We start from the raw sequence: 23,158 nt of genomic DNA, 5'->3' as shown, positions 1-23,158 counted from the left end.
GGAGGTGTCGCCGACCGTGACCGGGGCGGTGATGCCGGTATCCAGAAGGGATCCGAGGTCTCTGGGACCTGTTGGGACGGTTCCGAGGAGGTTGACGGAGGTGTCGCCGACCGTGACCGGGGCGGTGATGCCGGTATCCAGAAGGGATCCGAGGTCTCTGGGACCTGTTGGGACGGTTCCGAGGAGGTTGACCGAGGTGTCGCCGACGGTGACCGGTGCCGTGATGCCGGTGCCGGTGGTGGTGCCTGCCGGGGTGGTTCCGAGGAGGTTGACGGAGGTGTCGCCGACGGTGACCGGTGCCGTGATGCCGGTGCCGGTGGTGGTGCCTGCCCGGGTGGTTCCGAGGAGGTTGACGGAGGTGTCGCCGACGGTGACCGGTGCCGTGATGCCGGTGCCGGTGGTGGTGCCTGCCGGTGTGGTTCCGAGGAGGTTGACGGAGGTGTCGCCGACGGTGACCGGTGCCGTGATGCCGGTGCCGGTGGTGGTGCCTGCCGGGGTGGTTCCGAGGAGGTTGACGGAGGTGTCGCCGACGGTGACCGGTGCCGTGATGCCGGTGCCGGTGGTGGTGCCTGCCCGGGTGGTTCCGAGGAGGTTGACGGAGGTGTCGCCGACGGTGACCGGTGCCGTGATGCCGGTGCCGGTGGTGGTGCCTGCCGGTGTGGTTCCGAGGAGGTTGACGGAGGTGTCGCCGACGGTGACCGGTGCCGTGATGCCGGTGCCGGTGGTGGTGCCTGCCGGGGTGGTTCCGAGGAGGTTGACGGAGGTGTCGCCGACCGTGACTGGCGCGGTCACCGGGGCCGTGACTTGGGTGCCAGGCGCTGTTCCAGGGGCGGAATTGCCAAGAACTGCCAGAGAGGCGGCTCCGATATTAACAGGGACCGATATCGGAGCCACCGCCTGGGTTCCGGACGGGACGGCTGGTCCGCCGGAATTAGTCGCCGAGGCCTCAACCTGGGCGAGTGCAGGGGTGGTGGTCGTAGCGCTCGAAGTTCCAAGTAGCGTGAGCGACGTCGAGCCGATGTTGACCGAAATTGACGCCGGTGCAACGACCTGAGTGCCTGAGGCTGTGCCTTGTGCACTTGTAGTGGCGTCTGCCGCATTCGCGGCAGTCGCGCCGAGGGCTATCAACCCACCGGCAAAGAGGGTGCCGAGCAGCCCCTTGCGAACAATGGTGTGCATTTTGTTATTCTCCTGAACGAATAGTTCCTAAAGGCGTACGCAGGAGCCTGCGTGTACGCCCCGATCGGTCTTCTGCCGCCGTCCAGAATTGGCTTCTGGGAAAGCGGCGAGGCTCGGAACTAGTCAGGAGAAGAACCCGGGTCAAACGACACCGGGGCCGGAACTCTACCGGGATCAGCCAGGGGCACGAGGGCACCGGCAAGTGGGTAAATCAGGTTCATGCTCGGGAGCCATGCGATAGCCGCTCCCGAAGGATTGCTTGGAAGGGCCGCCGGGCCGTTTCCGGCGTCGCTGCTGCCTGGAACGCCGTCCGGGAATATCCCCATATACGGAGACGCGGACACTTCAAGATTCCCGTAACCGACGTATTGGACCGTCGCATTCCAAGGCGCCCTCCCCAGGCCCGGCGGGCCATAGGTTCCAGCGAGGCCGGCTAACGGAACTGCGACGGCCTGCGCAAGCGGTGAGGTTGTGGAAGTCGTTAAAGCATCTGTAACCGACACGGGCTCGCCGGGGAGGGTTGCAGGCAGGCTGCCGATCGGAAGCGCATCCACGGTAGAGCCGACTGCACCCAAGGCGGGCGCAACAACGCCTCCGACCAAGGAGCCAACACCTGATCCAGCTCCATCAATCGCATTGGCCGCCGGAGACAAAATAGGTGCGGTCACGGCGCCAACGGTGCCTTCAGGGATGATGACTTCGACGATGGGCGTACTAGCCACGGTCCGGTCGATTGCCTCAGTCAGTTGCGATAGTTGGCGCACAACAGCCACTGGTGCCTGGACCACAGGTAGATGGACTGCCGGAGCGGGAGCGGAAGCAATCGTCGGAGCCGGCAAGGACGCGACGCTCACCGAAACGGCGCTGCCGAGAGCTTCAGTAATCCCCGAGGTCGCGTTGTGGGCAACGTTTGTTACGGCCGATTCTGCGCTGCCCAGAAGCGTGTGGTTGTTGCTGCTACCGGATTCAGCGTTGGCTGCCGTGGAAGAGAGGGCCATCCAAACGACGGCCCCGGCGCCTGCCAGCATGACGGAGCGGAGAATATGAAGAACGCGTGGTTTTCCCCGCTCAGCTTCCATCTCGACACCCCCCAGGCGTCCGCTTGGATTGACGATCGCTCCCATCGTAGGACCGGACTAGTTAATTAGTCCAGACGTCGGACGGGTAATTACCACAACTGTCACGCAGGCAGGGAAACGTGACAAAAACCAACCGACGGTATGGAATCGGCTCACATGGACGACGTCGTCATTCGGTCACCGGGCGTCGTTCGCATAACGCACTCCGAGCTGGGAGCGCACCCCGTCGAAGAGGCGCATCGTGTTCAGTGAATCGTCCAAGGGCATCACCGGACTCTCAGTCAACCCTTGCTGGACGCAGCGTGTGACCTCGCGCAGTTCGTAGGTGTAGCCGATCCCGACCGCATCGAAGCGTTCGGTCCGCGGCTCATCCCAGCCGGTTCGAATCAGTAGTTCGCGCGGATTGTTGATGGACCCTTGCGTCTGGAGGAACCCCAGGGAACCAGCAACGGAAGCCGATCTTGGCCCATGGGCCAGCAGCGAAGAGGTCAGTTGGGCGATGGCGCCGCCGTCGTAGGCCAAAGTGAGCGCATTCTGGGAGTCGACGCCGTCGTCCGTCAAAGCGCCTACAGCGCTGACTGACTGCGGGAAACCAAGGGTGCCCAAAGGCCACAGCAGCGCATACACCGTGAGGTCCAGAAGAGCCCCGCCACCGTCTGCCGGGGCCCAGATCCGGGCGGCGGGGTCATAGGGGGCGGGGAATCCCAAGTCAGCGCTGACCCACTTGATTTCGCCCAGTTCGCCGGACGCGGCAATGGCGAATGCCCTTTGCATGCTGGGCAGGAAGCGACTCCATACTGCCTCCATGAGGAACAATTTCCGTTCCCGGGCCAAGCTGACCAGCTCTGCCGCCTCGCGGCCGTTGATGGTCAGAGCCTTCTCGCACAAAACGTGCTTGCCGGCGTTGAGGGCGTCCCTGACGATCTGGAAATGCTGGGCGTGCGGGGTGGCCACGTAGACAACGTCGACGGCGTCATCGGCGAGTAGCCGCTGGTAGCCCGGCACACCGCCGTCGTCCCCGTAGGACTTCGTGACCCCATGCGCGGCAGCAAAGGCATCCGCGGATTCCTGGCGCCGGGAACTCACAGCGTAAAGGTTTGCGTCCTCGAGCTGGGCGAGGTCGCCGCTCACGGTTTTGGCAATCCCTCCGGTGGCGATAATGCCCCAGTTCAGAGCCTTGCCGGTGGCGGCGCGGGGATCCTGGTTCGGCTGGCTGAACAACCACGGCTTGGCGATATGCAGACTCATGCGCCCTATCCTCTCATTCCGCCGCATGGGTTATACAGCACGCGCCCAAGTCACGAGCCATCTCAATTTCGTCGGAGCCATCGCCTAGGCTAAGGGGCATCATCCCTCGCAGAGAGGTTCTGTGGGGAGTTACCGAATGGAGCAGGGATGGGTGTTTTTCGACGCGTCATTTTGCCTGTGGCATGGCTGCTGGTTTTTGCAGTGATCGCTGTGGCCTTGGTGAAGATCGCCTTTGTGGATGGGCTCAAGCCGCAGGGTGCCGAGCCGGCCCCGATGGCCAGGGTGGAGACGCCGGTTGTGCCCGCCGCGCGCGCAACGGTCACCAATACCGTCCAGGTCAAAGCCACCGTTCAGAGCGACCCCGTCATCGGCGTCCGGAGCACGGCAGCGGGAACGGTTGTCCATATCTATGTTGAGTCCGGCGCGGCCGTGGCCAAGGGGGACCAGCTCTTCCAAGTCAAGGCCGAGCGGACCAAGCCTGCTACTACTGCCGCCACGCCAGGAGAGAAGGCCACGTCAGAACCGTTGTACGTGTACACGGACGTGCTTGCTCCCGCTGCCGGAAAGCTCAATGAACTGACAACCCTCCTTGACCAGCAATTGAGCGTTGGCCAGGCTGTGGGCAAGGTCGATCCCGGGACGTTCACGGTTTCCGGTCCGGTCAACGCCGCCCAGCAGTATCGGCTTCTTGCCAAGCCGGGCTCAGCGCAGATCTCCCTGGTGGGCGGGCCAGCCCCGTTCGCCTGCCCTGCGGTGACGCTGAAGAACAACGCCAACGACGCCGGAGCCACTGCCGGCGGGACCGGAACCGGCGGCGTTGGGATGGCCGCGCCAGTTGGCGCACTACCGCTGGCCGCGGCTGGACCCGGCGGGGAAACACAGAATGGCGGCGCGAGCACCGGGACGCTCAGTTGCCCTGTTCCATCCGGAACGGAAGTCTTCGCCGGCCTGGGAGCAACCATGACGGTGAGCGCGGGCGAAGCCAAGGACGTGGTGACCGTTCCGCTGACCTCCGTGAAGGGCAGCGTCAAAGAAGGCATTGTCTGGATGGCCAGCGTGGCGGTCGAGGGTAAAGCGCCAGAACAACGGGCTGTGAAGCTGGGCCTCAACGACGGCTCCAAAGTGGAGGTGGTCTCTGGCCTCGCTGAAGGCGAGCAGATGCTTGAATTCGTCCCCGGCGCTCCCGCCGCCCCCTCCCAGCAAGGTTACGGGCCAGGCGCGGTACCCTACGGTCCGGCGGGCGGCTAGGCATGGAAACCCTCGTCAGCCTGAGCGGAGTCACGCGTACTGTGGTGCTCCCCGACGAGCAGAAGCTTCATATCCTCCGTGGAATCGACCTTGAGATTTCCGGCGGCGACCACACCGCGATCATCGGCCGGTCCGGTTGCGGAAAGTCCACACTGCTCAACCTCTTGGGTTTACTGGACGTGCCCACGTCCGGTGAACTCCGGTTTCTTGGCACACCTGTGCTACAACTCCGTGGCAACGCACGCGCCCGGCTGCGAGGCTCCACTGTGGGCTTCGTGTTCCAGCAATTCAACCTCTTGCCGGGCCGCAGCGCCTTGGACAATGTGATCACGCCCCTTCTTTACGCTCGCGGCCGCGATTTCCTGCGGCGCCGTGAACTGGCGATGGACATGTTGGACCGCGTGGGACTTGCTGGCCGTGCGCGGACCATGCCGAACATGCTCTCGGGCGGTGAGCGACAGCGGGTGGCGATCGCGCGTGCCCTCGTCAGGAAGCCCCGGCTGATCCTCGCCGACGAACCCACGGGCGCGCTCGATGTGGAGACCGGACAATCGGTCATGGCACTTCTGGACCAGGTCGCCACAGAGTCTGCAGCGGCACTCGTGACCATCACACACGACGGCAATGTGGCTGCACTTGCACGGTCCCGTTTCCGTCTGGACTCCGGCGTTCTGCAGCCCCTTGACCGCCTGACAACGCCTGAGCCGGTCACATCGGATCCAGTCCGGTTGGAGCCACCCCAGTCTGAGCCGGTCACGTCGGCGGTCCGTCCATGACCGGCTTTATGTCCGCCATGGTGGAGGCCTGGCAAGAGTTGCGGATCAACAAAGTCCGGATCCTGCTGGCTCTCCTGGGGGTAGCGTTGTCTGTCGCGGCACTCACCTCCGTGGTGGGCGTCGGCAGTCTCGCGCGCGAGGGCTTCAAAGCTTCGTCCGAGCGCACCGGCGGACGCTCGGCCACCCTCGCACTCGGAGTCAACGGTCCAAGCCAGCCGGAGCCAGCGCGTCTGGATGCGGCCTATCAGTCCATTGTTGAGCGCTACGGTATTGCCTTCTCCTCGCACGAGGTTCATGCCGAGCAGCCTTTCCAGTTCCCCCGCGGTGTCCAGTCTGTTCAATTGACGGTAGTGGACCCCGGGTATGGCGTCATCCACCGTCTGGAACTGCAGCAGGGATCCTGGTTTGCGAGCGACGACGAACAGCGGCTCGCCCCCGCCGTCGTCGTCTCTGAAGCGTTCTACAACGCGGCCGGGAGGCCCGATCTGACCTTGCAACCGGGCATCAAGACAGCAGGCGAGCAGGAAGCGAATACCGTGATTATCGGCGTCGTGCCGGACACCTGGCGGGAAGCGCCCCCGGCGGCGTACATATTGTCCGGCGCCGCCAAGCAAATGGGAGTCAACCAGCTCGGTGGGCAGTTCAAGGTGTGGGTGCAGGACGCGCAAGCAGAAATGCTCTCGGCAGCCATCCAATCCGATTTGGCGCAGCAGTTCCCGGAAATGAACATCATGGCGCAGCGGATGGACTTTGCCGCCCACGGAGATCCGCTGGCTCCCGTGCAGCTTGTGGTGGGCGGTATTGCGGGCCTGGTCCTCTTGCTGGGTGCGGTGGGGATGTTGAACATCTCGATGGTCACCGTCCGCTATCGGGTGCGGGAAATCGGGATCCGGAGGAGCTTCGGAGCGACCTCCGGGCGGATCTTCCTGGGCGTGATGATGGAGTCCGTCGTGGCTACGGCGGTAGCCGGGCTGGCGGGCGTCATGCTGGCTGTGGCGGTGGTCAAACACCCCTGGATCCAGTCAATCGTTGCCCCGGCACTCAGCCAGTACCCGCCGTTCCCCATCGAAGCGGCCATGCTCGGTTTCGGGGCAGCTGTACTGGTGGGTGCATTGGCCGGTGCCATCCCGGCGCTTGTAGCGGTGCGCGTCAAGGTCATTGACGCCATTCGCTTCTAAGGGACATCCAGGGATGCGCTCGGCAGCCCTGGCAGCCCTGGCAGCCCTGGTCGGCCTTGGTCTGTCCTGGTCGGCCTTCGTCTGTCCTGGTCTGCCCGGGCGGACGGGAAGGGACCGGGAACCATTCGATTCCCGGCCCTCTTTCCGTTGTTTGGGAAACGTGTTCAGGCCCCTGCGCCGACCCTCGGCCGCACAGTTTCCTCGCTCAGTTTGCCCTGCTGGAGCCTGAACCTGCGCTCGGTTTTCTGCGCCAGGCTCCGGTCGTGTGTCACCACAAGGATGGTGGTGTTGTGGTCCCGGCTCAACGAACTGAGCAGTTCGATGATGTGCTCGCCTGTCTGCTCATCGAGATTGCCGGTGGGCTCGTCGGCCAGGATGAGTTTGGGCTCGTTGGCCAGCGCACGGGCGATCGCAACACGTTGCTGCTCACCGCCCGAAAGCTTGTTGACGCGGCGGGACTGCTTCTCCGGGTCCAGCTGCACTTGTTCCAGCAGCGACCGCGCCCGCTCCAAGCGGGCAGCTTTCCGCATTCCGGCGAACTCCATGGGCAGCATCACATTGTCCACAGCGGAGAGGTTGGGGATCAGGTTGAACTGCTGGAAAACGAAGCCGATATCTCGGCGGCGGTACTCGGTGAGTTTGCTGGCGGGCAGTCCGGCGAGGCTGACGCCATCCACCACCACGTCCCCGCTGGTGGGTTTGTCCAATGCGCCGAGCAGGGAGAGCAGGGTGCTCTTGCCGCTGCCGCTCTTGCCCACGATTGAGGCGAGGGTGCCTTTTTCGAGTTCGAAGCTCACGCCGTTGACGGGCTTGATGGTTCGGTCGCCGGATTTGAATTGGCGGACCAGGTCTTTGACTTCAATCATGGCTATTCTCCTCGGAGGACTTCGATGGGGCGGATGCGGGCTGTGAGAAGCGCTGGTACCAAGGCGCCCACGACGGCGACGCCGAAGACCGCGACGACTCCGGCAGCGATGACGCCGGGGGATGCGCTTGCGGTAACCGAGGTGAGCAACTGGGATGCCCCTCCGAAGGGACCGCCGCCACCTAAGCCACCGCCGAAGCCTCCGCCGCCGGGGCCGCGCTGGTTCGTGGCCGCCGTCGTGCTGTTGGAACTGATCAGCGCCGATGCGATGCCGCCGCTGGCGAACGAGGCGATGGCAGCACCCACGACGCTGCCGAGCGCCACGAGGACCAGTGCTTCGAGCACGAACTGCACGCCGATGGTCCGGTTGCGCGCGCCGATGGCCTTCAGGACTCCGATCTCACGGCGGCGCTCGCGGACCAGCATGACCATGATGAGCAAGATGATCAGGCCCGCCGTGCCGAGGGCGGCGATGAAGGCTACCAGGGAAATGTTCTTGACGCTGTCCAATGAACTGACGGCGGTCTGGAGGTTTCGCTGGCCTTGAGTCACGTCGGCCTTGCCTGATCCCAGGGCTGCCTGCAACGCCGTCTTGGCAGCGTCTACGTTCTCCATGCTGTTGACTGTCACCACCATGCTGGAGAGTTCGCCTGGAGTTGCGGCGAGGGCTTGGGCCTCTGCCAAGGTCGTGTAGACGGCGTTGTTGCCGAAGGTGGTGCCTGCATCGAAGATGCCTGCCACCGTGAACGTCGTGCCGGCGATGGTAAACGTTGAGCCGGCCTTGAGGCTGTTCTTCTCCGCGAGCGTCGTGCCGATGAGGGCCTTGGTGCTGGCCACGGTGTAGTCGCCCAGGCCTGTGCCGCTGGTGATGTTCAGGGCCTTGCCGGCGGTGTCCACCTCGGCGCCAATACCGGTGGCGGTGATGGGCAGCGAGAACGCGGGCGCCGTTCCAGCATTACCGGTTCCGGTGGTGCCCGTGCTTCCCGTGCCGGTGCTGCCGCTGGTGTTGTTGCGATTGCCGAGCGTGCCGGCGTCGATGGCCGCCTGGAGGTTTGTGACTACGCTGGTGCCGCCGCCGGGACCGCCTCCCGGTCCGGCCTGCTGCGTCGTCGTGCCGGTAGTTGAGCTTGAAGCTGCTGTTTCGGTCTGCAACCGCAGTGCTTTCATGCCCACGACGGAAACGACGTTCGGCACGGCTGCCGCCGTCGCTGTCTGGGCCGTGGTGAGCGGCTCGCCGCCGCCGTCGAAGCCCTGTGCACCGGCGGGGTTCACGGTCAGGACCGTGCCCACAGACGCGTTGAGCTCCTGGACTTTGCCGACAACGGCTTGGTTGGCCACGAGCATCGCCAGGGCCAGGCCGATCGCGACGGCCAGCACTGCCACTACAGCCGCGGTTCTTATCTTGTTGCGGAAGGCATTGCCTACGCTCCGGGCGAGGACGCTCACGTTTCTCCTTTTGGACCTGGCCCGCCCCAGCGGCGCGCCTGCTCACCTAACAGTGCTCATCGTGGCTGTGCTGATGTGCTGATGTTGCTATGCGGGGCCTGTGAAGCTTTGCCCGAGCAGCGGATGGTTCCGGACGCGACGACGGCGGCCACCCCCGCCGTGGGGATGGCCGCCGTCGTTGTGGTGCTTGAAGCGGTAGTACTACTTGGTGAGCGGGCCGAGTACCGGATCGTCCACGTAGGCCGTCTTCACGTTGTCCTTGGTCACGATAACCGGAGGCAGCAGGTATGCCGGGACGGTCTTGACACCGTTGTTGTAGGACTTGGTGTCGTTGATTTCCAGCTGCTTGCCTGCCTGCAGGTCCTTGACCATGGTGATCGCGTGCTCAACGAGCTTGCGGGTGTCCTTGTTGATGGTGGAGTACTGCTCACCCGCGAGGATGGACTTGACCGATTCGACTTCCGAGTCCTGACCGGTGACGATCGGAAGCGGCTTGCCAGCTGCCTTGACCGAGGTAAGGATAGCGCGGGCCAAGGTGTCGTTCGGGGACAGTACGCCGTCAAGGGAGGCGCTGGTGTACGTGCCGGCGAGCAGGGTGTCCATGCGCTTCTGGGCGTTCTCTGCCTTCCAGCCCTGGGTCACGGCCTGTTCGAACGACTTCTGTCCGGATACCACCTTGAGGGTGCCGTCGTCGATCTTCGGCTGCAGGATGCTCATGGCGCCGTCGAAGAAGACCTTCGCGTTGGCGTCATCGGGGGAGCCAGCAAACAGCTCGATGTTGTAGGGGCCGCTCGCCTTCTTAGTCTTCAGCCCGTCCAGCAGGGCCTGACCCTGAAGCACGCCGACCTTGAAGTTGTCATAGGCCACGTAGTAATCCACGTTTGCCGTGTTGAGCAGGAGGCGGTCGTACGCAATGACCGTAGCGCCGGCGTCCTTGGCCTGCTTGAGCTGTGTTCCAAGCTGTGCGCCGTCGATGGCACCGACGATGATGACCTTGTCGCCCTTGGTGACCATGGCGCTGATCTGGTTCTGCTGCTCCGAAACGCCGCCGTTGGCGAACTGCACATCCGGCTTGAAGCCTGCGCTCGTGAGCCCGTCGTTGAACAGCTTCTCCGCCAGGACCCAGTTCTCGCTGGTCTTCTGGGGGAGCGCGACGCCGATCGAGGAACCCTTGGGGAATGCCTCACCGCCGCTTGATGAACCACCGGAGCTGCCGCTGTCCGTACGGCCGCAGGCCGTCAGCGCCAGTGCCGCGATCGCAGCTACTGCTGCTGCCTTTCCTGCTTTACCAAACATTCGCATAATTTGGTTCGCTTTCTTTGTTGTGGATGGAACAAGTTGTCCTGAAGCCGATCAGGCTTCCTTCGAGATGACTTCCTTGGTTGAGGTTGTCTCGTCCGGAGCGATTTCGCTGCTCCGGCCGAAGTTCTTCATCATCATTCCGATGATCGATTTCTTGCCCTGGGTCTTGTTGTAGACGTCGAAGGCGACTGCGGCGAGTAGCACCAGGCCCTTGATGATCTGGGTCAGGTCTGCACCGACGCCGAGGAGTTGAAGGCCGTTATTAAGGACAGCCATGACCAGACCACCGACGATCGAGCCGATCACGGTACCCACACCGCCGGTGACGGCGGCGCCACCGATGAAGACAGCAGCAATGGCATCCAGTTCCCAGCCGACGCCGTCGAACGGGCCCGAAGCGGTGGAGCGGCCAACGAAGATCATGCCTGCGAGCCCGGCCAGGATGGACATGTTCATCATGACCATGAAATTGACCTTCTTGGACTGAACTCCGGAGAGCTCGGCCGCGTGGCGGTTGCCGCCGACAGCATAGATGTGGCGGCCAATGACGGTCTTGGCGGAAATGAAACCATAGATCAGGACCAGCACGGCCAGAATGAGGCCAGGGATCGGGAACGAAGTGCCGGTGCGGCCTGTGGCGAACAGGTACGTCGCGTAGAGGATGGCTCCGTTGACGAGGACAAGCTTGGTGATCATCACCCAGGCTTCAGGAACTTCTGCGCCCAATGCCTGGGCGGTGCGGCGGGAACGAATTTCACTGGTGATCACGAAGGCAACGGCGATGAGCCCCAAGAGGACCGTCAGGTTGTTGAACCCGGTGCTTGGCCCCACTTCAGGCAGGTAGCCGGAGCCCAAGTACTGGAAGTCTTCGGGGACCGGAACGGTGTTGGACTTTCCGACGAACTGGTTGAAACCGCGGAATAGCAGCATGCCCGCCAGGGTCACGATGAATGCCGGAATGCCAACGTACGCCGTCCAGAATCCTTGCCAGGCCCCGATCAGGGCACCGAGCAGGAGCCCGAACAGCACAGCTGCGTACCAGGGGAGGTGCCAGTCCCTGATGGCCAGTGCCACCGAGATACCGACGAAGGCCGCAACCGAACCTACGGAGAGGTCGATGTGGCCGGCGATGATCACCAGGACCATGCCGATGGCCAGGATCAGGATGTAGGAGTTGCCGTTGAAGAGGTTGATGACGTTGCCCGGGGTGAGCGTGCGGCCCGAGGTGAAGATCTGGAAGAAGATGACGAGTGCAACCAGGGCGAAGATCATGCCGAATTGGCGGGTGTTGCCACCGAATAGCTTCTTGAGCGCGTTCATTGTTTTGGGTCCTTGTGTCCGTGTGGTTCTGGAGATGACCGGGGTCAGGCGGCTTTGCGGCTGGATGTCATAAGCTTCATGAGGCTCTCCTGGCTGGCTTCGTCCTTGTTCAGTACGCCAGTGATGGAGCCCTCGAAGATGGTGTAGATGCGGTCCGAGAGGCCCAGCAACTCGGGGAGTTCGGATGAAATCACAATCACGCCCTTCCCTTGGTTGGCCAGCTGCTGGATGATTCCGTAGATCTCGTACTTGGCCCCGACGTCGATTCCGCGGGTCGGTTCATCCAGGATGAGAAGGTCCGGATCGGTGAACATCCATTTGGCAAGCACAACCTTTTGCTGGTTGCCGCCCGAGAGCTTCGAGACGCCTTCCTCCACCGACGGGGTCTTGGTCCGCAGCGACTTCCGGTATTGCTCGGCCACCATGAATTCCTTGTTGGTGTCCACAACGATTCCCCGGCTGATCTTCTTCAAGTTGGCAGACACCGTGGTGGTCTTGATGTCGTCCAAAAGGTTCAGCCCCAGGCTTTTGCGGTCCTCGGTGACGTAGCCAAGACCGGCGTCGATCGCTTGGCGGACGCTGCGCATGGTGATCGGCTTTCCGTCCTTGTACACCTGACCCGAGATGAACCGGCCGTAGGAGTGGCCGAAGACGGAGCGGGCAAGCTCGGTGCGTCCGGCGCCCATCAAGCCTGCGAATCCCACGATTTCGCCGCGGCGTACATGGAAAGTGGAGTTTTTGCAGACCAAGCGGTCCTGGATCTGGGGGTGCCCGACATTCCAGTCCTTGACTTCGAAGAACACCTCACCGATCTTCGGCGTGTGGTCCGGGAAGCGGGACTCGAGCGTCCTACCGACCATGCCCTTGATGATCCGGTCCTCGTCGACGCCGTCTTCCTTCACGTTGAGCGTTTCGATGGATTTGCCGTCGCGGATGATGGTGATCTCGTCCGCGATCTGCTCGATCTCGTTGAGTTTGTGGGAAATCATGATGGACGTGATGCCCCGGCCCTTGAGGCCAAGGATGAGGTCCAGCAGGTGCTGGGAGTCTGATTCGTTGAGGGCGGCAGTGGGCTCATCCAGGATGAGCAGCTTGACCGACTTGTTCAGGGCCTTGGCGATTTCCACCAGCTGCTGCTTGCCGACGCCGATTTCCTTGATGGGGGTATCCGGATCCTCGCGCAGGCCAACCCGGGCGAGCAGCTCGACTGAGCGTTTGCGGGCCTCGGCCCAGTCGATGATTCCGCGTCGGACGGGCTCGTTGCCGAGGAAGATGTTCTCCGTGATGGACAGTTCCGGGATCAGCGCGAGTTCCTGGTGGATGATGACGATTCCGGCCTGCTCGCTCGCCCGGATGTCCCTGAACTGCTGGACTTCTGCCTGGTACACGATGTCGCCGTCGTAGCTGCCGTAGGGGTAGACCCCTGAAAGCACCTTCATCAACGTGGACTTTCCTGCGCCGTTTTCGCCACAGATAGCGTGGATCTCGCCCACCTTGACCCGGAGGCTAACGTCCGAGAGCGCCTTCACGCCGGGGAATTCCTTGGTGATGGACCGCATCTCGAGAAGGATCGGGTCCGGGTGCGTTGTGGGGGTCGACATACCCTCGCGCCTCCAATGTTTGACGTCGTTGTCGGCCCGCGGATGGCGAGCCTACCTGATGTGAAAGTAAACTGGATCACACCGCTTGTCGTCAAGACTTTAACGCAAGACGGCGATAACAGCGTGGTAACGAAATATTCAGGACTGCTTGATTCCGGCGTGCTGGAACACCAAAGCGGCCGCCCCGAGGGCCTCCGCCCGGGCGCCGAGCGACGACATGGCCAAGTGCGTTGTCTCGCCGATCACGGGCACCGCATGGCGGACGAGGCCGCGCCGGATCGGGTCGAGGAGGACGTCCCCGAGGCCGGCCAGGGGACCGCCCACCACGATGACTTCCGGGTTGATGAGATTGGCCACATTGCCCAGCGCGCGCCCCACTGCGAGTCCCGCGTCATCCACCACGCGGAGGGTCGCGGGATCCCTGGCCAGGGCGTTTCGGACGATGTCCCCGGGCTCGAGGTGGAGGCCCGAACCCTTGCCGAGCAGTTCGATCATGGTGGTGGTGGAGGCCATGGTTTCCAGGCAGCCCCGGTTGCCGCAGCGGCAGATGGCACCGTATTCGTGGATGGTCGCATGGCCGATCTCTCCCGTGATTCCCACAGCCCCGTAGTAGGGTGCACCATTGATGATGAGGCCCGCGCCGATGCCGGAGCCGATCTTGAGGAACATGAGGTTGCTGATCCCGCTATGAGGGCCCCAAGTGACCTCGGACAGGGCGCCCAGATTGGCGTCGTTGTCAACGTACACGGGCAGATTGAGGGCTTCCTCGAGCCGTTCGAGGATCTGGATTCCCACCCATTCGGGCAGGATGGCACCCTGCGCCACCGTACCGGAACGGCGGTCGATGGGGCCTGCGATGCCGGCGCCGGCGCCTACTATCGCGCTTCGGTCAACACCGCTTTCCAGCAGCAGTTTGTCGAGGAGCGCGACGGCGGCGCTGATGCCCTGTTCGGCGTGGTGGCCAAGGGGCAGAGTGACTGTTTCCTCGATGATGATGTGATATCCCAGCGACGCCAGGACCACCCGCAGGTGGCGCCGGCCAAAATCGATTCCAACTGCCACGGCGCCGTTGCTGTTGAGCCTGACGTTCAGCGCACGCCGTCCGGAGCTGGTGATCGGTTCCGTGGAGACAAGCCCGGCGTCCTGCATGATTTTGACGATGTTGGACACCGTGGCCGTGGAAAGACCGGTTTGCCTGGCGAGCTCGGCTTGGGTGGATGGGCCGCTCAGCAGGCATTCGATGAGCCGCTGTTGGTTCAGGTGGCGCAGCGCTGATTGCGAGCCGGGGTTTTTGCGGTGGCTCTTCGTCGAGCGGGATGTTGCAGGCATGACATGAAGCGTGCCCCAAATCACAGTTGCAGTCAAGAAGTTAACGCAATGGGCGCGTCTCGGCTACTCCCGTCGGCTTTTCTGAATTCCAGTGCGATCCGTCCTTGTTCAACCTTCTGCGGGTCCATTTGTCCTGTGGTTCCAGCGCGACGCTGGCTACGCTGGAACCACGAGGAATCCCGCGCACGCCGAGCTGCCGGGGAGCTAGGTGCTATTGAGGTGGTAAAGATGCTGCTGTCTGTCCTGCAGGCCAACGCTGTTGTCCTGGACGTCGACGCCAATCTGGAGACAATCGACTCCGCGGCACAACGTGCTGCCGCGGCCGGGTCCGCTCTTCTGCTGACTCCGGAGCTCTTCCCCGTCGGATATGCGCCCCTCAGGCTCCACAGTGAATTTGACCCGGCGGCCCTTCCCGGCATCCGGCAACGCCTTGCCGGCATTGCCCGCACGCGCGGAATCGGATTGGTCTATAGCCTCCCGGCACCGGCCGCCGATGGCGGCTGGCACATCTCCGCCACTCTCCTGGACGCACATGGAGCTGTGCTCCTGGACTACAACAAAGTGCACCTCTTCGGTGGGGAGGAGCGCAACGCGTTCTCCGCCGCCCAAGTAGCCCCCGCCGTCGTGGATTTCAACGGCATCAAGACATCCCTGCTGATTTGCTACGACGTGGAATTCCCCGAAACTGTCCGGGCCGCCGCCACGCGCGGTGCCGAACTCGTTTTGGTTCCCACCGCCCTGTCGAAGGGCTTCGAGTCCGTGCCGCAGGTGCTGATCCGTGCCCGCGCACTCGAAAGCCAAGTGAACGTGGCCTATGCGAACCACAGCGGGCACGAGGAGGGATGCGACTTCCTCGGCGGAAGCGTTATTGCTGGCCCTGACGGTGCCTTGTTGGCGGCCGCCGGGAACGGGCCTGCGCTGCTGTTCGCCGGGATCGGTACGGACACTGTGCGGGCTGCGCGCGAGGAAGTGCCTTACCTGCGTGACCGCCGCTCGGAGTTGTACGGGGAGTGGGAGAATCTTTCCCAGTGAGCTTTGAAGGGGACGGAGTTTCTCAAGAATCGGCTGAAGGGCCGGTTAGCGAAACCAGTCCCGACCGATTTCGCAGCCCGACGAGTAGGCTGCGCCCGTCACCAAAGAATGGCAACAGGAATATGCCGTGCAGCAGGAACCAATACTGCAGGAACGAGTCCGGCGAAAGCAGCGCGATCGCCGCTCCCACCGCGCACGATGAACCTGGTCCGAGGACCGCAATTACCCCAATTTTCCAGCCGTCGAGCTTTCCGAGGGGAATCAGGGAGAAGCGGAACGTGCTAGCCGATATTACAACGTCGGAAACGCCTCGAAATGCCATCATGCCTAAGACATGAGCGAGCTCATGGAACAAAAAACTGACGAGAAGACACAGGACATGTACCAGTAGCCACAGGCACGCCTGAAAAAGTATCGGATCAGCCGTCATGGCGGCGAGCGAGCTGCAGCCTGTAAAACACAGAGCCAAAGTGACAAGGGGCCATCTGCAAGGCGCTATGAGATTCCTGAAAATCAGGCCGAACGTCACGTCCCGGAGGGGGATAGCGTACATGGCCAACCCTAGCCCGCTTGCTGAAGACGCTTCTTGTGGAGCTTCAATCGTTCCAGAACTGAGGCGACCGCAACATGGAAGACAAGCAATCCTATGAAGATGATGGCGATGGGGGCGCCGTTCGATATGCCAATTTCCAGTGAGGTCGACCCATTTTCCTGTTCATGCGGCTCGAAGAAGAGAGCGCCGAAGAGGCCGACCTTCCGGATACCTATCTCAGTGGCTGAGAACATTGTCATGATGAAACTTGCCACTACAACAACCATTGTGACAACGAAAGAGATGGTTAATCCGACGGTGATTCTAAGCAGCCATTTCATGACGTGCGACCCTTTCCATTCTTTGCATACCCAAGATGCTGTAAAACGCAACCAATAGATTCATCGCGGCGAGGATTGCCACATTCACTGTCGGGATGAAATTGAAGATGTTCAGACCGAGCATCACGATCATTACAACAATGACTGTCAAAACCATTCCTACGAGGACTGTAAAAGGGTTCCCTTTCTCTGGGGGGAAGGCAATTCCGATCAACGTCGAAATGAGAATGTTGCTGAAGCAGAACCCTGCCACCGGAAGGCTTGCCTCCCATGCCACGCCCTGTGCCGCCGAGATAGCTCCGACTGGGATAGCGACGGCAATCAGCAGAACGCCCTGCGAACCGGCCAGGCATACGTAATTTGCAAGCGTGCGTCCCGGGTTGACAGCCATGCGGCGTAGCGGCTCCGAGTTCGAATATGCGTAGATTCCTTGAAACGTAATGAGAATCAGGGCGTAGGGCGGTAGCGCCAAGTGCTGGATCCAAGCGAAGATCGAGTAGACCGCGATGAAGGAAACCGCGACCATCGTTTCGAAACTCCGGAACAGCACGAGCATGTAGGTGCCGAACCGGTATCGAGCCAGCTGGGACGGAAGAAGGGCAAAGAAGCGGCGGACGGGCACATAGTTCGCTGGCGCCGCAGCCATCACGGCCGGAATGATTGCGGCTGATGATGCGAGCAGGACCAACAGAGAGCACCATAATCCGATGTCTTCCTGCAGCTTCGAGTAGAACAGTGCGGGTGAAGAATAGTCGCGCCCGTCAACGTAGCTTTCGGCGATCTGTGTGCTCTGCTCGTTGGTGTATGGGAACACCACGGCCAGTCCTAACGCCAGGACCAACGGCACGATCAGGCCGCGAAGTCGGGATATTCGGAATGCCAGGAGAGCACGTTCGAGGAGGTAGTAGCCCAGGCTGAGTAGCAGGTACGTTGACAGGGCCGGAAACCAGATCGACGCGAGCACTTTCGGAATGTAAGCCAGCCCCTCTACCAGGACAGTTGAGATGGAGAACGCGCCGAAAACAAATACGGTCATAAGGAAGACGATGGAGGACTCAAAGAGGGCGAAAGCCAACGTTCGTTCCTTGTTCGTCACCGGAAGATTGAAGGAAAGTCCGAGGAGTTCGTCGGCCTTCATGAAGAGTACGCGGATCAGCGTGTAGGCAATGAGGGACCAGAATCCCACCGATACATTGGCCACTTGAAGTACCGGCTCCAGAAGGCCTGTTCCTCCGAAATACTGCCGGATAATCACATAACTCATGACACTAAACCCGGCGAAGGCTGCGATGACAAAGACCAAGGCCGAAACCCGGGAAATTGGGGTCGCAAGGAGCCCCCGGCCCAAGACACGTCTCATGATGAAGAGCCAAAAAAGTTGGAACAACAGAATTATGCTCTTGAGACGCATCTACGGGGTCTCCATTGCTTGGATGAATTCGTCCGCCAACTCAGCGATTGTTCCGTGGTCTTGGATAATCTGCCGGACCGGGGCCTGGACAATCATGGTTCCCTGGATGAGGACAGCGAGCTCGTCGGCGACGTGCTCCAGCATCGTGAAGTCATGGCTGCATAGCAGAACCGATCTGCCCTCCTTGGCGAGTTCCGTGATATCGCTCTCGAAAAGCTTTATGGCATCGATGTCGACCCCGTTGAGCGTTTCGTCGATCACAGTGAACTTTCGCCGGAGCATGAATGCGGCGACGAGTTGCAGCTTTTTCCGCATGCCGTGTGAGTAGTCCTCGATCAGATCCCGATGTCGGCCGCGCATGGAGTATCTGATGAATTGCGACTCAAGCCCCGCGAGATCCAAGGGTTCTCCGTAGAGCCCATGCATGAAACGCAGGTATTCCTCGCCCGTGAGGAACTCAGGAAGGTAGTCGTTGCTCGACAGATAGATCGAGGACATTTTGGCACTGCGGCTATGACTACTGGCAGATCCAATGTGAATGCGACCGGTTTGGCGTTGCAGGAGATCCAAAATCACCCTGAGCAGGGTGGACTTTCCGGATCCATTAGGACCAATGAGGCCCATAACCTGGTTCTCGGCGATCGTGAACGAGACGTCATGAAGCACTTGTGTTCGCGAATTGTAGGAGTAGTTGACGTTTTCAACTCTGAGAATCATGAAGGGGCGCTCTTTCGATTGCTCTGGTCGTGGCGGCACGGAGCCGCCGCGCCACCACGACGGCCAGCCTGTTAGCGAATTACCGACATTCAACGAACATGGAGACGCCCCATTGGTTCCAACTCCAGTTGCCTGTGAAACGGCCCCTTCCTTGGGTCAAGCACCAGACGGCCATCGCCGCGAGCAGGGCAAATGCAAGCACCATCAGGATGGCGAGAAGCACGAGAAACCAGCCATCGTATCGAACGATCATTCCGTCAATCTTGGTTCGCGCCGTTGACATCGCGCTTGTTGCGTTCAATGCGGTCATGGTCAGCATTTCTTTCCCCTACCTTGGTATCGGCAACCGGCGGTTCCGTGTAGCCCGGCAGTCGAAAGCTAGCGTGCTCAGAGCACACCTAGACGAGATTTGGCGAAAATGAGTCCTCCAATGGGCCAAAATGAGTGCTTAAAAGCCATTTCTAGGTGTGTTTTGGTCATCGTCTAGGTGTGCCGCTCGCCTGGCTTCGTTGATTCGGTATGAGGCGCGCCGGTCTCGCGGCATGAAGCCTGGATCCCGGCAAAGGGCTCTCACAGTGTTGCCGGCGCCCCGGAAATGCCAAAACTAGGAGCCCTGCGCGTCCATCCCGGCCAACCCAGCCACCAACCGATCCGCGTACCGCAATGCGATCCAGAGTTCTGCTCGCACCTGGGCCTGGTTCAGGTCAGTTTCAAGCACTTCCGCGAGCAGGCCAATCTGGCGGCGCGCGTTGTTGCGGTGCAGGCTTGTGTCGCTTCGTAAAGGAGACGATATGAAACTGAAATCACGCACGTTGACGGCTGCGGTGCACGGGTCTTTGTTGGCTCTTTGTACGGTCTCAACCGCTCTCAGTGGAGCCGCGCAGGCGGCACCTCTTAAGGAAAGGCCTTATCAAGATCTTCTTTGACGGCGCTCGTTACTGAAGCAGGGAAAGCCACGCAGGCGGAGTGATCGTTCACCGAGCTGCCGGCAACAAGTACGGAGTGGTCACCGGTACGGGGCGGCAGGGCCTCAACGCCGGGCGCGGCAGCCGCTTGCGGCCTGGTGGCAGCATCTATTGGTGCAACAGCCCAATATGCGGATAACCACGGCCAGTGTGTCGGGCTCTCGTTCTGGGGTATCTACCCAGCGAACGGCTGGAACCCATTTTCGTCCATGGGCCCCCAGTGCCGGTAACAACTCGGACCAGAATGGATAGCATCATGAATATGCCTCTTAAGCAGGAACGACGCATTTTGTTCACGGTATGGGCCGTCGCCGTTGTCGCGGGCGTGGTTGGAGGCCCTTTCCTCGCCACAGTAACGGGCCAGCCCGTCTGGGTATTTCTCGGTCTGCTGGTCTTGGCGGTCTTGCTGGGCCTTTGGCATAGCAGTTTCCGCCGACGCTCGCAGAGGCCTCGATGAGGGAAGCGGACTGAGGGAACGAATCGGGGCTGACCGACGAGCCGAGTCCCGTGTGCTGTCAGGGATCAAGCCGCTTGCGCAGGAGGCAGAACTCGTTGCCCTCAGGGTCGGCAAGGACATGCCATTGCTCGTCGCCGGTCTGTCCGACGTCGGCGGGACGGGCGCAGAGGGAAAGCAGCCGTTCCAGCTCAGTCGACCCACGCGCGCGATCTAGGAATTGCCGATCGTGTCCGAAGCGCCGCCCACCAACCCGTCCGTGTACTGCAGCGCGATCCATAGTTCTGCCCGCACCTGGGCCTGGTTCAGATCGGTATCAAGCAGTTCCGCGAGCAGGCCAATCTGGCGGCGCACGCTGTTGCGGTGTAGGCCCAAGAGCTTGGCTGAAGCGTCCCAGCTGCCGTTCTCGCTCAACCAGCCCCGGAGCACGGTCAAGAGGGGATCGCGCCGATCAGATTCCAAGGAGAGCACCGGTTCAAGAAGCCGCGCCGCCAACATCGAACCAGCCTCGCGCCCCAAAAGCCCAGTGACGGACCACGTTACCTCGTCCACTCGGGCGCTCTTGCCACTCGATTGAACCCGGCTGCGGAGCGACGTCACCCGCTGATGCGCTGCCGCGAGCCCGGTCAGTTCCGTGGGATCGCCGATGACTAAACGCCAGCCCAGCTTCTCGACGTCGTCCAGCAAAGAGTCATCAACCTTCAAACGCGTGATCGCGGCGAATCCGTAATCGGTGATTTCCACCAGCTTGGTGTCGAAGAGGCGCCGCCATTGAAGCAGCTCGCGCACAGGGCCGTCGCCCGCGGGCCATTCCGGGGAGTCCACTTTGATGCCTTGCACAACGCGCAGGGGAGCGGAGCGCGTGGAAGACAGGCTTTGCGCGAGCAGGTCCTTGAGTACATTGATGTGCCGAGTACCGCCAGTGGCAAGGCTCTCCGGGTGCAGGAGCAACGCTGTAGCCAGCTGGCTCGGCGCGAGCGAGCCGCTGGTCCGTTGCCGGACGAGCAACTCCAGCAGCCCCACCACAGACTGCACCACACTGTTCTGGGCGGGAGTCAGCGCAACGTCGGATCCGAGGATCAGGGCGCCGAGGTTGGCGTCCTTGGTGCTCCGCAGCGGGTGGCCAAAGACCATCGCGGAGCCCGGCTGCTCAAAGCCGTCCACCTCAATGCGCGGTCCGCTGCCCGAAAGGAGCCGTTCCAGCATCGGGTCCAGTAGTGAATGCTCGACGCCGGTGCTGCCGCCGGCGGCGTGGGCGCGTGCACGGATCCGCCCGTCCGCGCCGATCAGCAGGGCCCAGACAGGCGCTTTTTGGACCAGAGCGGCGAGCAGTTCGTGTTCCGGACGAGGGGAGAGGACTGCCCGCATGAGTTGCCTGTTGGTCTCCGCGAGTTGGCGGAAGACCTTCGCATTGTCCGATTCCAGGAGTTGGGAGAACTCCAGCCCGATCGCTGCGAACGGGATGGATTCCGGAATCTCGATCAAGGTGAGCTTGTGCCGACGGCACGCTTTGAGTAGCTCGGCCGGGACGGCGTCGAAATACGGCCTGATCCCGAACCCCAGCGCCGCCACTTTGGCCCCCACCAGCCGCTTCACATAGGCGTCGACGTTCTCCCTGGACCCCCCATCACCCAGGAAAGGGAGCCCCGCGGTCAGCAGGAACTCCCCGTCCGGCAGGTAGGGCGTGGGATCGTCCAGTTCGCTGGGTTCAACCCAGCGCAGCAACTCCCCGCCGCTGCCGCCGTCGTGGAGGATCTCCAACTCGGGCGGCAGCTGCTTCAGGAACTGCTCAAGCGTGACGAAACTCAGGCGGCCGGGGGTCGGCTCAGGAGACATCGCTCGCTGCCTCCTGGTAGTCGGGGCACTCGTAGGCGCCGGACTCATACACGCGGGGGAGTCGCGGTGCGATCCGGTTGATGATCTCGTCTCCGTGACTGCCGATCGCGGCGCCCCAATCGTCGGCGCTCGCAGCCCCTCCGGCCGGATCGCCGAACAGTACCGCCGTATCTCCGACGTCGATCCCGGAAGCATCCGGGCCGAGGTCCACCATGAACTGGTCCATGCATACCTTGCCGATCACGGGAACTTTCCGTCCGGCGATTTGTACCAGGCTCCGGCCGCTGATGCCCTTGGGGATGCCGTCCGCGTAGCCGAGGGGGATGAGTCCGAGATAGCGCGGCTCGTGCGTGATGGCCTGGTGTTCGTAACTGACACCCGTCCCCGCCGGGACCTTCTTGACCATGACGAGCGGTGCGGTGACGCTCAAGGCGGGGCGCAGTCCAAAGTCGGCGGGATTCAGGTGGTCAGCGGGGGCCAACCCATAGATGGCCAGTCCCGCACGGACCATGTCGAAATGGAATTCGGGCCGGTCCAGGATGTTTGCCGAGCTGGATACGTGCCGCAGTTGTGGGTCCAGGCCGGCGGTGCAGGCTTCGCGAACGGCGTCTTCGAATTCCGCTACGGCTGCAGCGTTGCCGGGGTGGGCGGGAACATCGGCCCACGCCAAGTGGGTCCAGATACCGCGGACCAGCACGGTGCCGTCTTGTTCAGCCTCGCGTGCGTGGGCAACGAGCTCTGGCCAGTCTTCCTTTCGCGCGCCGCCGCGGCTGAGGCCGCTGTCCAGCTCCAGGTGCACGACGGCGGGGCGGCCCAATTGCCTCGCGATCCCCGCCAGGACCTCAAGTTGACGGACGCTCCCAAGCGAAACGTCGACGTCGTACTCAAGTGCCTCGCGGATGGTTGCGCTGGTCTGGGATGCCAGATAGAGCCAGGACAAGACCGGCACGGCGATGCCCGCTTGGCGCAAGGTGATGGCTTCGCTCAACTGGGCGGTTCCCAGCCAATCGGCTCCTGCTTCCACTGCCGCGCGGGCCACATCCACGAGGCCGTGCCCGTAGCCGTTCCCCTTGACGACCGCCATGAAATGCGGCGCCGCCGTGCGCTTTTTGAGGGCTTTGATGTTGTCTGAAATCGCGGACAGGTCAACGCTGACCTGCCCCGAAAGCGCCGCTTCCGGCGTCGTTTCTGATTGTGCAATACGTCTCATGGTTGATCACTATAGGTCATTTTGCACCGTCCTGAGAGCTGGCTCACAGGCTTACGGTGGACAGGGGAAACCGCAAACTACTCTGAAGG

Annotated in this window: 19 protein-coding genes and 2 pseudogenes; 4 read left to right on the top strand and 17 right to left on the bottom strand. The window is 62.2% G+C overall.

Annotation, left to right across the window (positions count from 1 at the left end; all coding sequences use genetic code 11):
- The 3 genes and pseudogenes from HNP00_RS05110 to HNP00_RS05100 all read right to left on the bottom strand — a co-directional run.
- Nucleotides 1-1,179, bottom strand: a pseudogene (locus tag HNP00_RS05110) (hypothetical protein); the annotation flags it as partial.
- Between the two features lie 119 nt (nt 1,180-1,298).
- Nucleotides 1,299-2,207, bottom strand: a complete 909-nt coding sequence (locus HNP00_RS05105; protein WP_221451144.1) for a hypothetical protein — start codon at nt 2,205-2,207, stop codon at nt 1,299-1,301.
- A 228-nt stretch (nt 2,208-2,435) separates the two neighbouring features.
- Complete coding sequence (locus tag HNP00_RS05100) at nt 2,436-3,506, bottom strand: Gfo/Idh/MocA family protein (protein ID WP_184736593.1); 1,071 nt, start codon at nt 3,504-3,506, stop codon at nt 2,436-2,438.
- A 147-nt stretch (nt 3,507-3,653) separates the two neighbouring features.
- Here HNP00_RS05100 and HNP00_RS05095 point away from each other — a divergent pair, with 147 nt between their 5' ends.
- Genes HNP00_RS05095 through HNP00_RS05085 form a run of 3 tightly spaced genes read left to right on the top strand, consistent with a single transcriptional unit; the run spans nt 3,654 to nt 6,708 of the window.
- Nucleotides 3,654-4,754, top strand: coding sequence for an efflux RND transporter periplasmic adaptor subunit (locus HNP00_RS05095; RefSeq protein WP_184736591.1), 1,101 nt, complete (start codon nt 3,654-3,656; stop codon nt 4,752-4,754).
- 2 nt (nt 4,755-4,756) lie between these two features.
- Complete coding sequence (locus HNP00_RS05090) at nt 4,757-5,530, top strand: ABC transporter ATP-binding protein (RefSeq protein ID WP_184736589.1); 774 nt, start codon at nt 4,757-4,759, stop codon at nt 5,528-5,530.
- A complete protein-coding gene (locus HNP00_RS05085; RefSeq protein ID WP_184736587.1) occupies nt 5,527-6,708 on the top strand; it encodes an ABC transporter permease in 1,182 nt (393 codons plus the stop codon). The genes HNP00_RS05090 and HNP00_RS05085 overlap by 4 nt, the downstream gene beginning before the upstream one ends.
- Before the next feature lie 164 nt (nt 6,709-6,872).
- On the opposite strand, the gene HNP00_RS05080 is transcribed toward HNP00_RS05085, so the two are convergent.
- From HNP00_RS05080 to HNP00_RS05055, 6 genes are all read right to left on the bottom strand, one after another.
- Nucleotides 6,873-7,574 carry an ABC transporter ATP-binding protein gene (locus HNP00_RS05080; RefSeq protein WP_184736585.1) on the bottom strand — a complete coding sequence of 234 codons (702 nt, stop codon included), beginning with the start codon at nt 7,572-7,574 and terminating at the stop codon, nt 6,873-6,875.
- A 2-nt stretch (nt 7,575-7,576) separates the two neighbouring features.
- Nucleotides 7,577-9,019, bottom strand: a complete 1,443-nt coding sequence (locus tag HNP00_RS05075) for an FtsX-like permease family protein (protein WP_184736583.1) — start codon at nt 9,017-9,019, stop codon at nt 7,577-7,579.
- A gap of 201 nt (nt 9,020-9,220) precedes the next feature.
- Nucleotides 9,221-10,321, bottom strand: coding sequence for a sugar-binding protein (locus HNP00_RS05070; protein ID WP_184736581.1), 1,101 nt, complete (start codon nt 10,319-10,321; stop codon nt 9,221-9,223).
- Between the two features lie 51 nt (nt 10,322-10,372).
- A complete protein-coding gene (mmsB, locus tag HNP00_RS05065) occupies nt 10,373-11,641 on the bottom strand; it encodes a multiple monosaccharide ABC transporter permease (protein ID WP_184736579.1) in 1,269 nt (422 codons plus the stop codon).
- A 44-nt stretch (nt 11,642-11,685) separates the two neighbouring features.
- Nucleotides 11,686-13,242 carry a multiple monosaccharide ABC transporter ATP-binding protein gene (gene mmsA / locus HNP00_RS05060; protein ID WP_184736577.1) on the bottom strand — a complete coding sequence of 519 codons (1,557 nt, stop codon included), beginning with the start codon at nt 13,240-13,242 and terminating at the stop codon, nt 11,686-11,688.
- Nucleotides 13,243-13,380: 138 nt separating this feature from the next.
- Complete coding sequence (locus tag HNP00_RS05055) at nt 13,381-14,571, bottom strand: ROK family transcriptional regulator (protein WP_184736575.1); 1,191 nt, start codon at nt 14,569-14,571, stop codon at nt 13,381-13,383.
- A gap of 228 nt (nt 14,572-14,799) precedes the next feature.
- Between HNP00_RS05055 and HNP00_RS05050 the strand changes: the two genes are divergently transcribed.
- Nucleotides 14,800-15,603, top strand: coding sequence for a carbon-nitrogen hydrolase family protein (locus HNP00_RS05050; RefSeq protein ID WP_184736573.1), 804 nt, complete (start codon nt 14,800-14,802; stop codon nt 15,601-15,603).
- 22 nt (nt 15,604-15,625) lie between these two features.
- On the opposite strand, the gene HNP00_RS05045 is transcribed toward HNP00_RS05050, so the two are convergent.
- The 8 genes and pseudogenes from HNP00_RS05045 to alr form a co-directional block, all read right to left on the bottom strand.
- Nucleotides 15,626-16,033 carry a hypothetical protein gene (locus HNP00_RS05045; RefSeq protein ID WP_184736571.1) on the bottom strand — a complete coding sequence of 136 codons (408 nt, stop codon included), beginning with the start codon at nt 16,031-16,033 and terminating at the stop codon, nt 15,626-15,628.
- A gap of 131 nt (nt 16,034-16,164) precedes the next feature.
- Complete coding sequence (locus HNP00_RS05040) at nt 16,165-16,476, bottom strand: hypothetical protein (RefSeq protein WP_184736569.1); 312 nt, start codon at nt 16,474-16,476, stop codon at nt 16,165-16,167.
- Nucleotides 16,460-17,836: a hypothetical protein gene (locus tag HNP00_RS05035; RefSeq protein WP_184736567.1), complete on the bottom strand. Its 1,377-nt coding sequence runs from the start codon at nt 17,834-17,836 to the stop codon at nt 16,460-16,462. Before HNP00_RS05035 ends, HNP00_RS05040 begins: the two co-directional genes overlap by 17 nt.
- 51 nt (nt 17,837-17,887) lie before the next feature.
- Nucleotides 17,888-18,604 (bottom strand): ATP-binding cassette domain-containing protein, encoded by a 717-nt coding sequence (locus tag HNP00_RS05030; protein WP_184736565.1) that lies wholly within the window; start codon nt 18,602-18,604, stop codon nt 17,888-17,890.
- A gap of 79 nt (nt 18,605-18,683) precedes the next feature.
- Nucleotides 18,684-18,923, bottom strand: coding sequence for a hypothetical protein (locus HNP00_RS05025; RefSeq protein WP_184736564.1), 240 nt, complete (start codon nt 18,921-18,923; stop codon nt 18,684-18,686).
- Nucleotides 18,924-20,084: 1,161 nt separating this feature from the next.
- Nucleotides 20,085-20,219, bottom strand: a pseudogene (locus HNP00_RS05020) (VOC family protein); the annotation flags it as partial.
- A 17-nt stretch (nt 20,220-20,236) separates the two neighbouring features.
- The gene (locus tag HNP00_RS05015; protein ID WP_184736562.1) at nt 20,237-21,859 is read right to left on the bottom strand and encodes a PucR family transcriptional regulator; all 1,623 of its coding nucleotides are present in this window, start codon (nt 21,857-21,859) and stop codon (nt 20,237-20,239) included.
- Complete coding sequence (alr, locus tag HNP00_RS05010; RefSeq protein WP_184736560.1) at nt 21,849-23,069, bottom strand: alanine racemase; 1,221 nt, start codon at nt 23,067-23,069, stop codon at nt 21,849-21,851. Before alr ends, HNP00_RS05015 begins: the two co-directional genes overlap by 11 nt.
- Between the last annotated feature and the right edge of the window lie 89 nt (nt 23,070-23,158).

Origin of the sequence: Arthrobacter sp. AZCC_0090 (assembly GCF_014207375.1) — a bacterium.
GTDB lineage: Bacteria > Actinomycetota > Actinomycetes > Actinomycetales > Micrococcaceae > Arthrobacter.
This window is presented reverse-complemented; position numbering and strand designations above follow the sequence as displayed.

Bases quoted from the DNA above. Each gene is read 5' to 3' on its own strand.
- HNP00_RS05105 (WP_221451144.1), bottom strand. From the start codon at position 2,207: ATGCTGGCAGGCGCCGGGGCCGTCGTTTGGATGGCCCTCTCTTCCACG.
- HNP00_RS05100 (WP_184736593.1), bottom strand. From the start codon at position 3,506: ATGAGTCTGCATATCGCCAAGCCGTGGTTGTTCAGCCAGCCGAACCAG.
- HNP00_RS05095 (WP_184736591.1), top strand. From the start codon at position 3,654: ATGGGTGTTTTTCGACGCGTCATTTTGCCTGTGGCATGGCTGCTGGTT.
- HNP00_RS05090 (WP_184736589.1), top strand. From the start codon at position 4,757: ATGGAAACCCTCGTCAGCCTGAGCGGAGTCACGCGTACTGTGGTGCTC.
- HNP00_RS05085 (WP_184736587.1), top strand. From the start codon at position 5,527: ATGACCGGCTTTATGTCCGCCATGGTGGAGGCCTGGCAAGAGTTGCGG.
- HNP00_RS05080 (WP_184736585.1), bottom strand. From the start codon at position 7,574: ATGATTGAAGTCAAAGACCTGGTCCGCCAATTCAAATCCGGCGACCGA.
- HNP00_RS05070 (WP_184736581.1), bottom strand. From the start codon at position 10,321: ATGCGAATGTTTGGTAAAGCAGGAAAGGCAGCAGCAGTAGCTGCGATC.
- mmsB (WP_184736579.1), bottom strand. From the start codon at position 11,641: ATGAACGCGCTCAAGAAGCTATTCGGTGGCAACACCCGCCAATTCGGC.
- mmsA (WP_184736577.1), bottom strand. From the start codon at position 13,242: ATGTCGACCCCCACAACGCACCCGGACCCGATCCTTCTCGAGATGCGG.
- HNP00_RS05055 (WP_184736575.1), bottom strand. From the start codon at position 14,571: ATGCCTGCAACATCCCGCTCGACGAAGAGCCACCGCAAAAACCCCGGC.
- HNP00_RS05050 (WP_184736573.1), top strand. From the start codon at position 14,800: ATGCTGCTGTCTGTCCTGCAGGCCAACGCTGTTGTCCTGGACGTCGAC.
- HNP00_RS05045 (WP_184736571.1), bottom strand. From the start codon at position 16,033: ATGACGGCTGATCCGATACTTTTTCAGGCGTGCCTGTGGCTACTGGTA.
- HNP00_RS05040 (WP_184736569.1), bottom strand. From the start codon at position 16,476: ATGAAATGGCTGCTTAGAATCACCGTCGGATTAACCATCTCTTTCGTT.
- HNP00_RS05035 (WP_184736567.1), bottom strand. From the start codon at position 17,836: ATGAGACGTGTCTTGGGCCGGGGGCTCCTTGCGACCCCAATTTCCCGG.
- HNP00_RS05030 (WP_184736565.1), bottom strand. From the start codon at position 18,604: ATGATTCTCAGAGTTGAAAACGTCAACTACTCCTACAATTCGCGAACA.
- HNP00_RS05025 (WP_184736564.1), bottom strand. From the start codon at position 18,923: ATGCTGACCATGACCGCATTGAACGCAACAAGCGCGATGTCAACGGCG.
- HNP00_RS05015 (WP_184736562.1), bottom strand. From the start codon at position 21,859: ATGTCTCCTGAGCCGACCCCCGGCCGCCTGAGTTTCGTCACGCTTGAG.
- alr (WP_184736560.1), bottom strand. From the start codon at position 23,069: ATGAGACGTATTGCACAATCAGAAACGACGCCGGAAGCGGCGCTTTCG.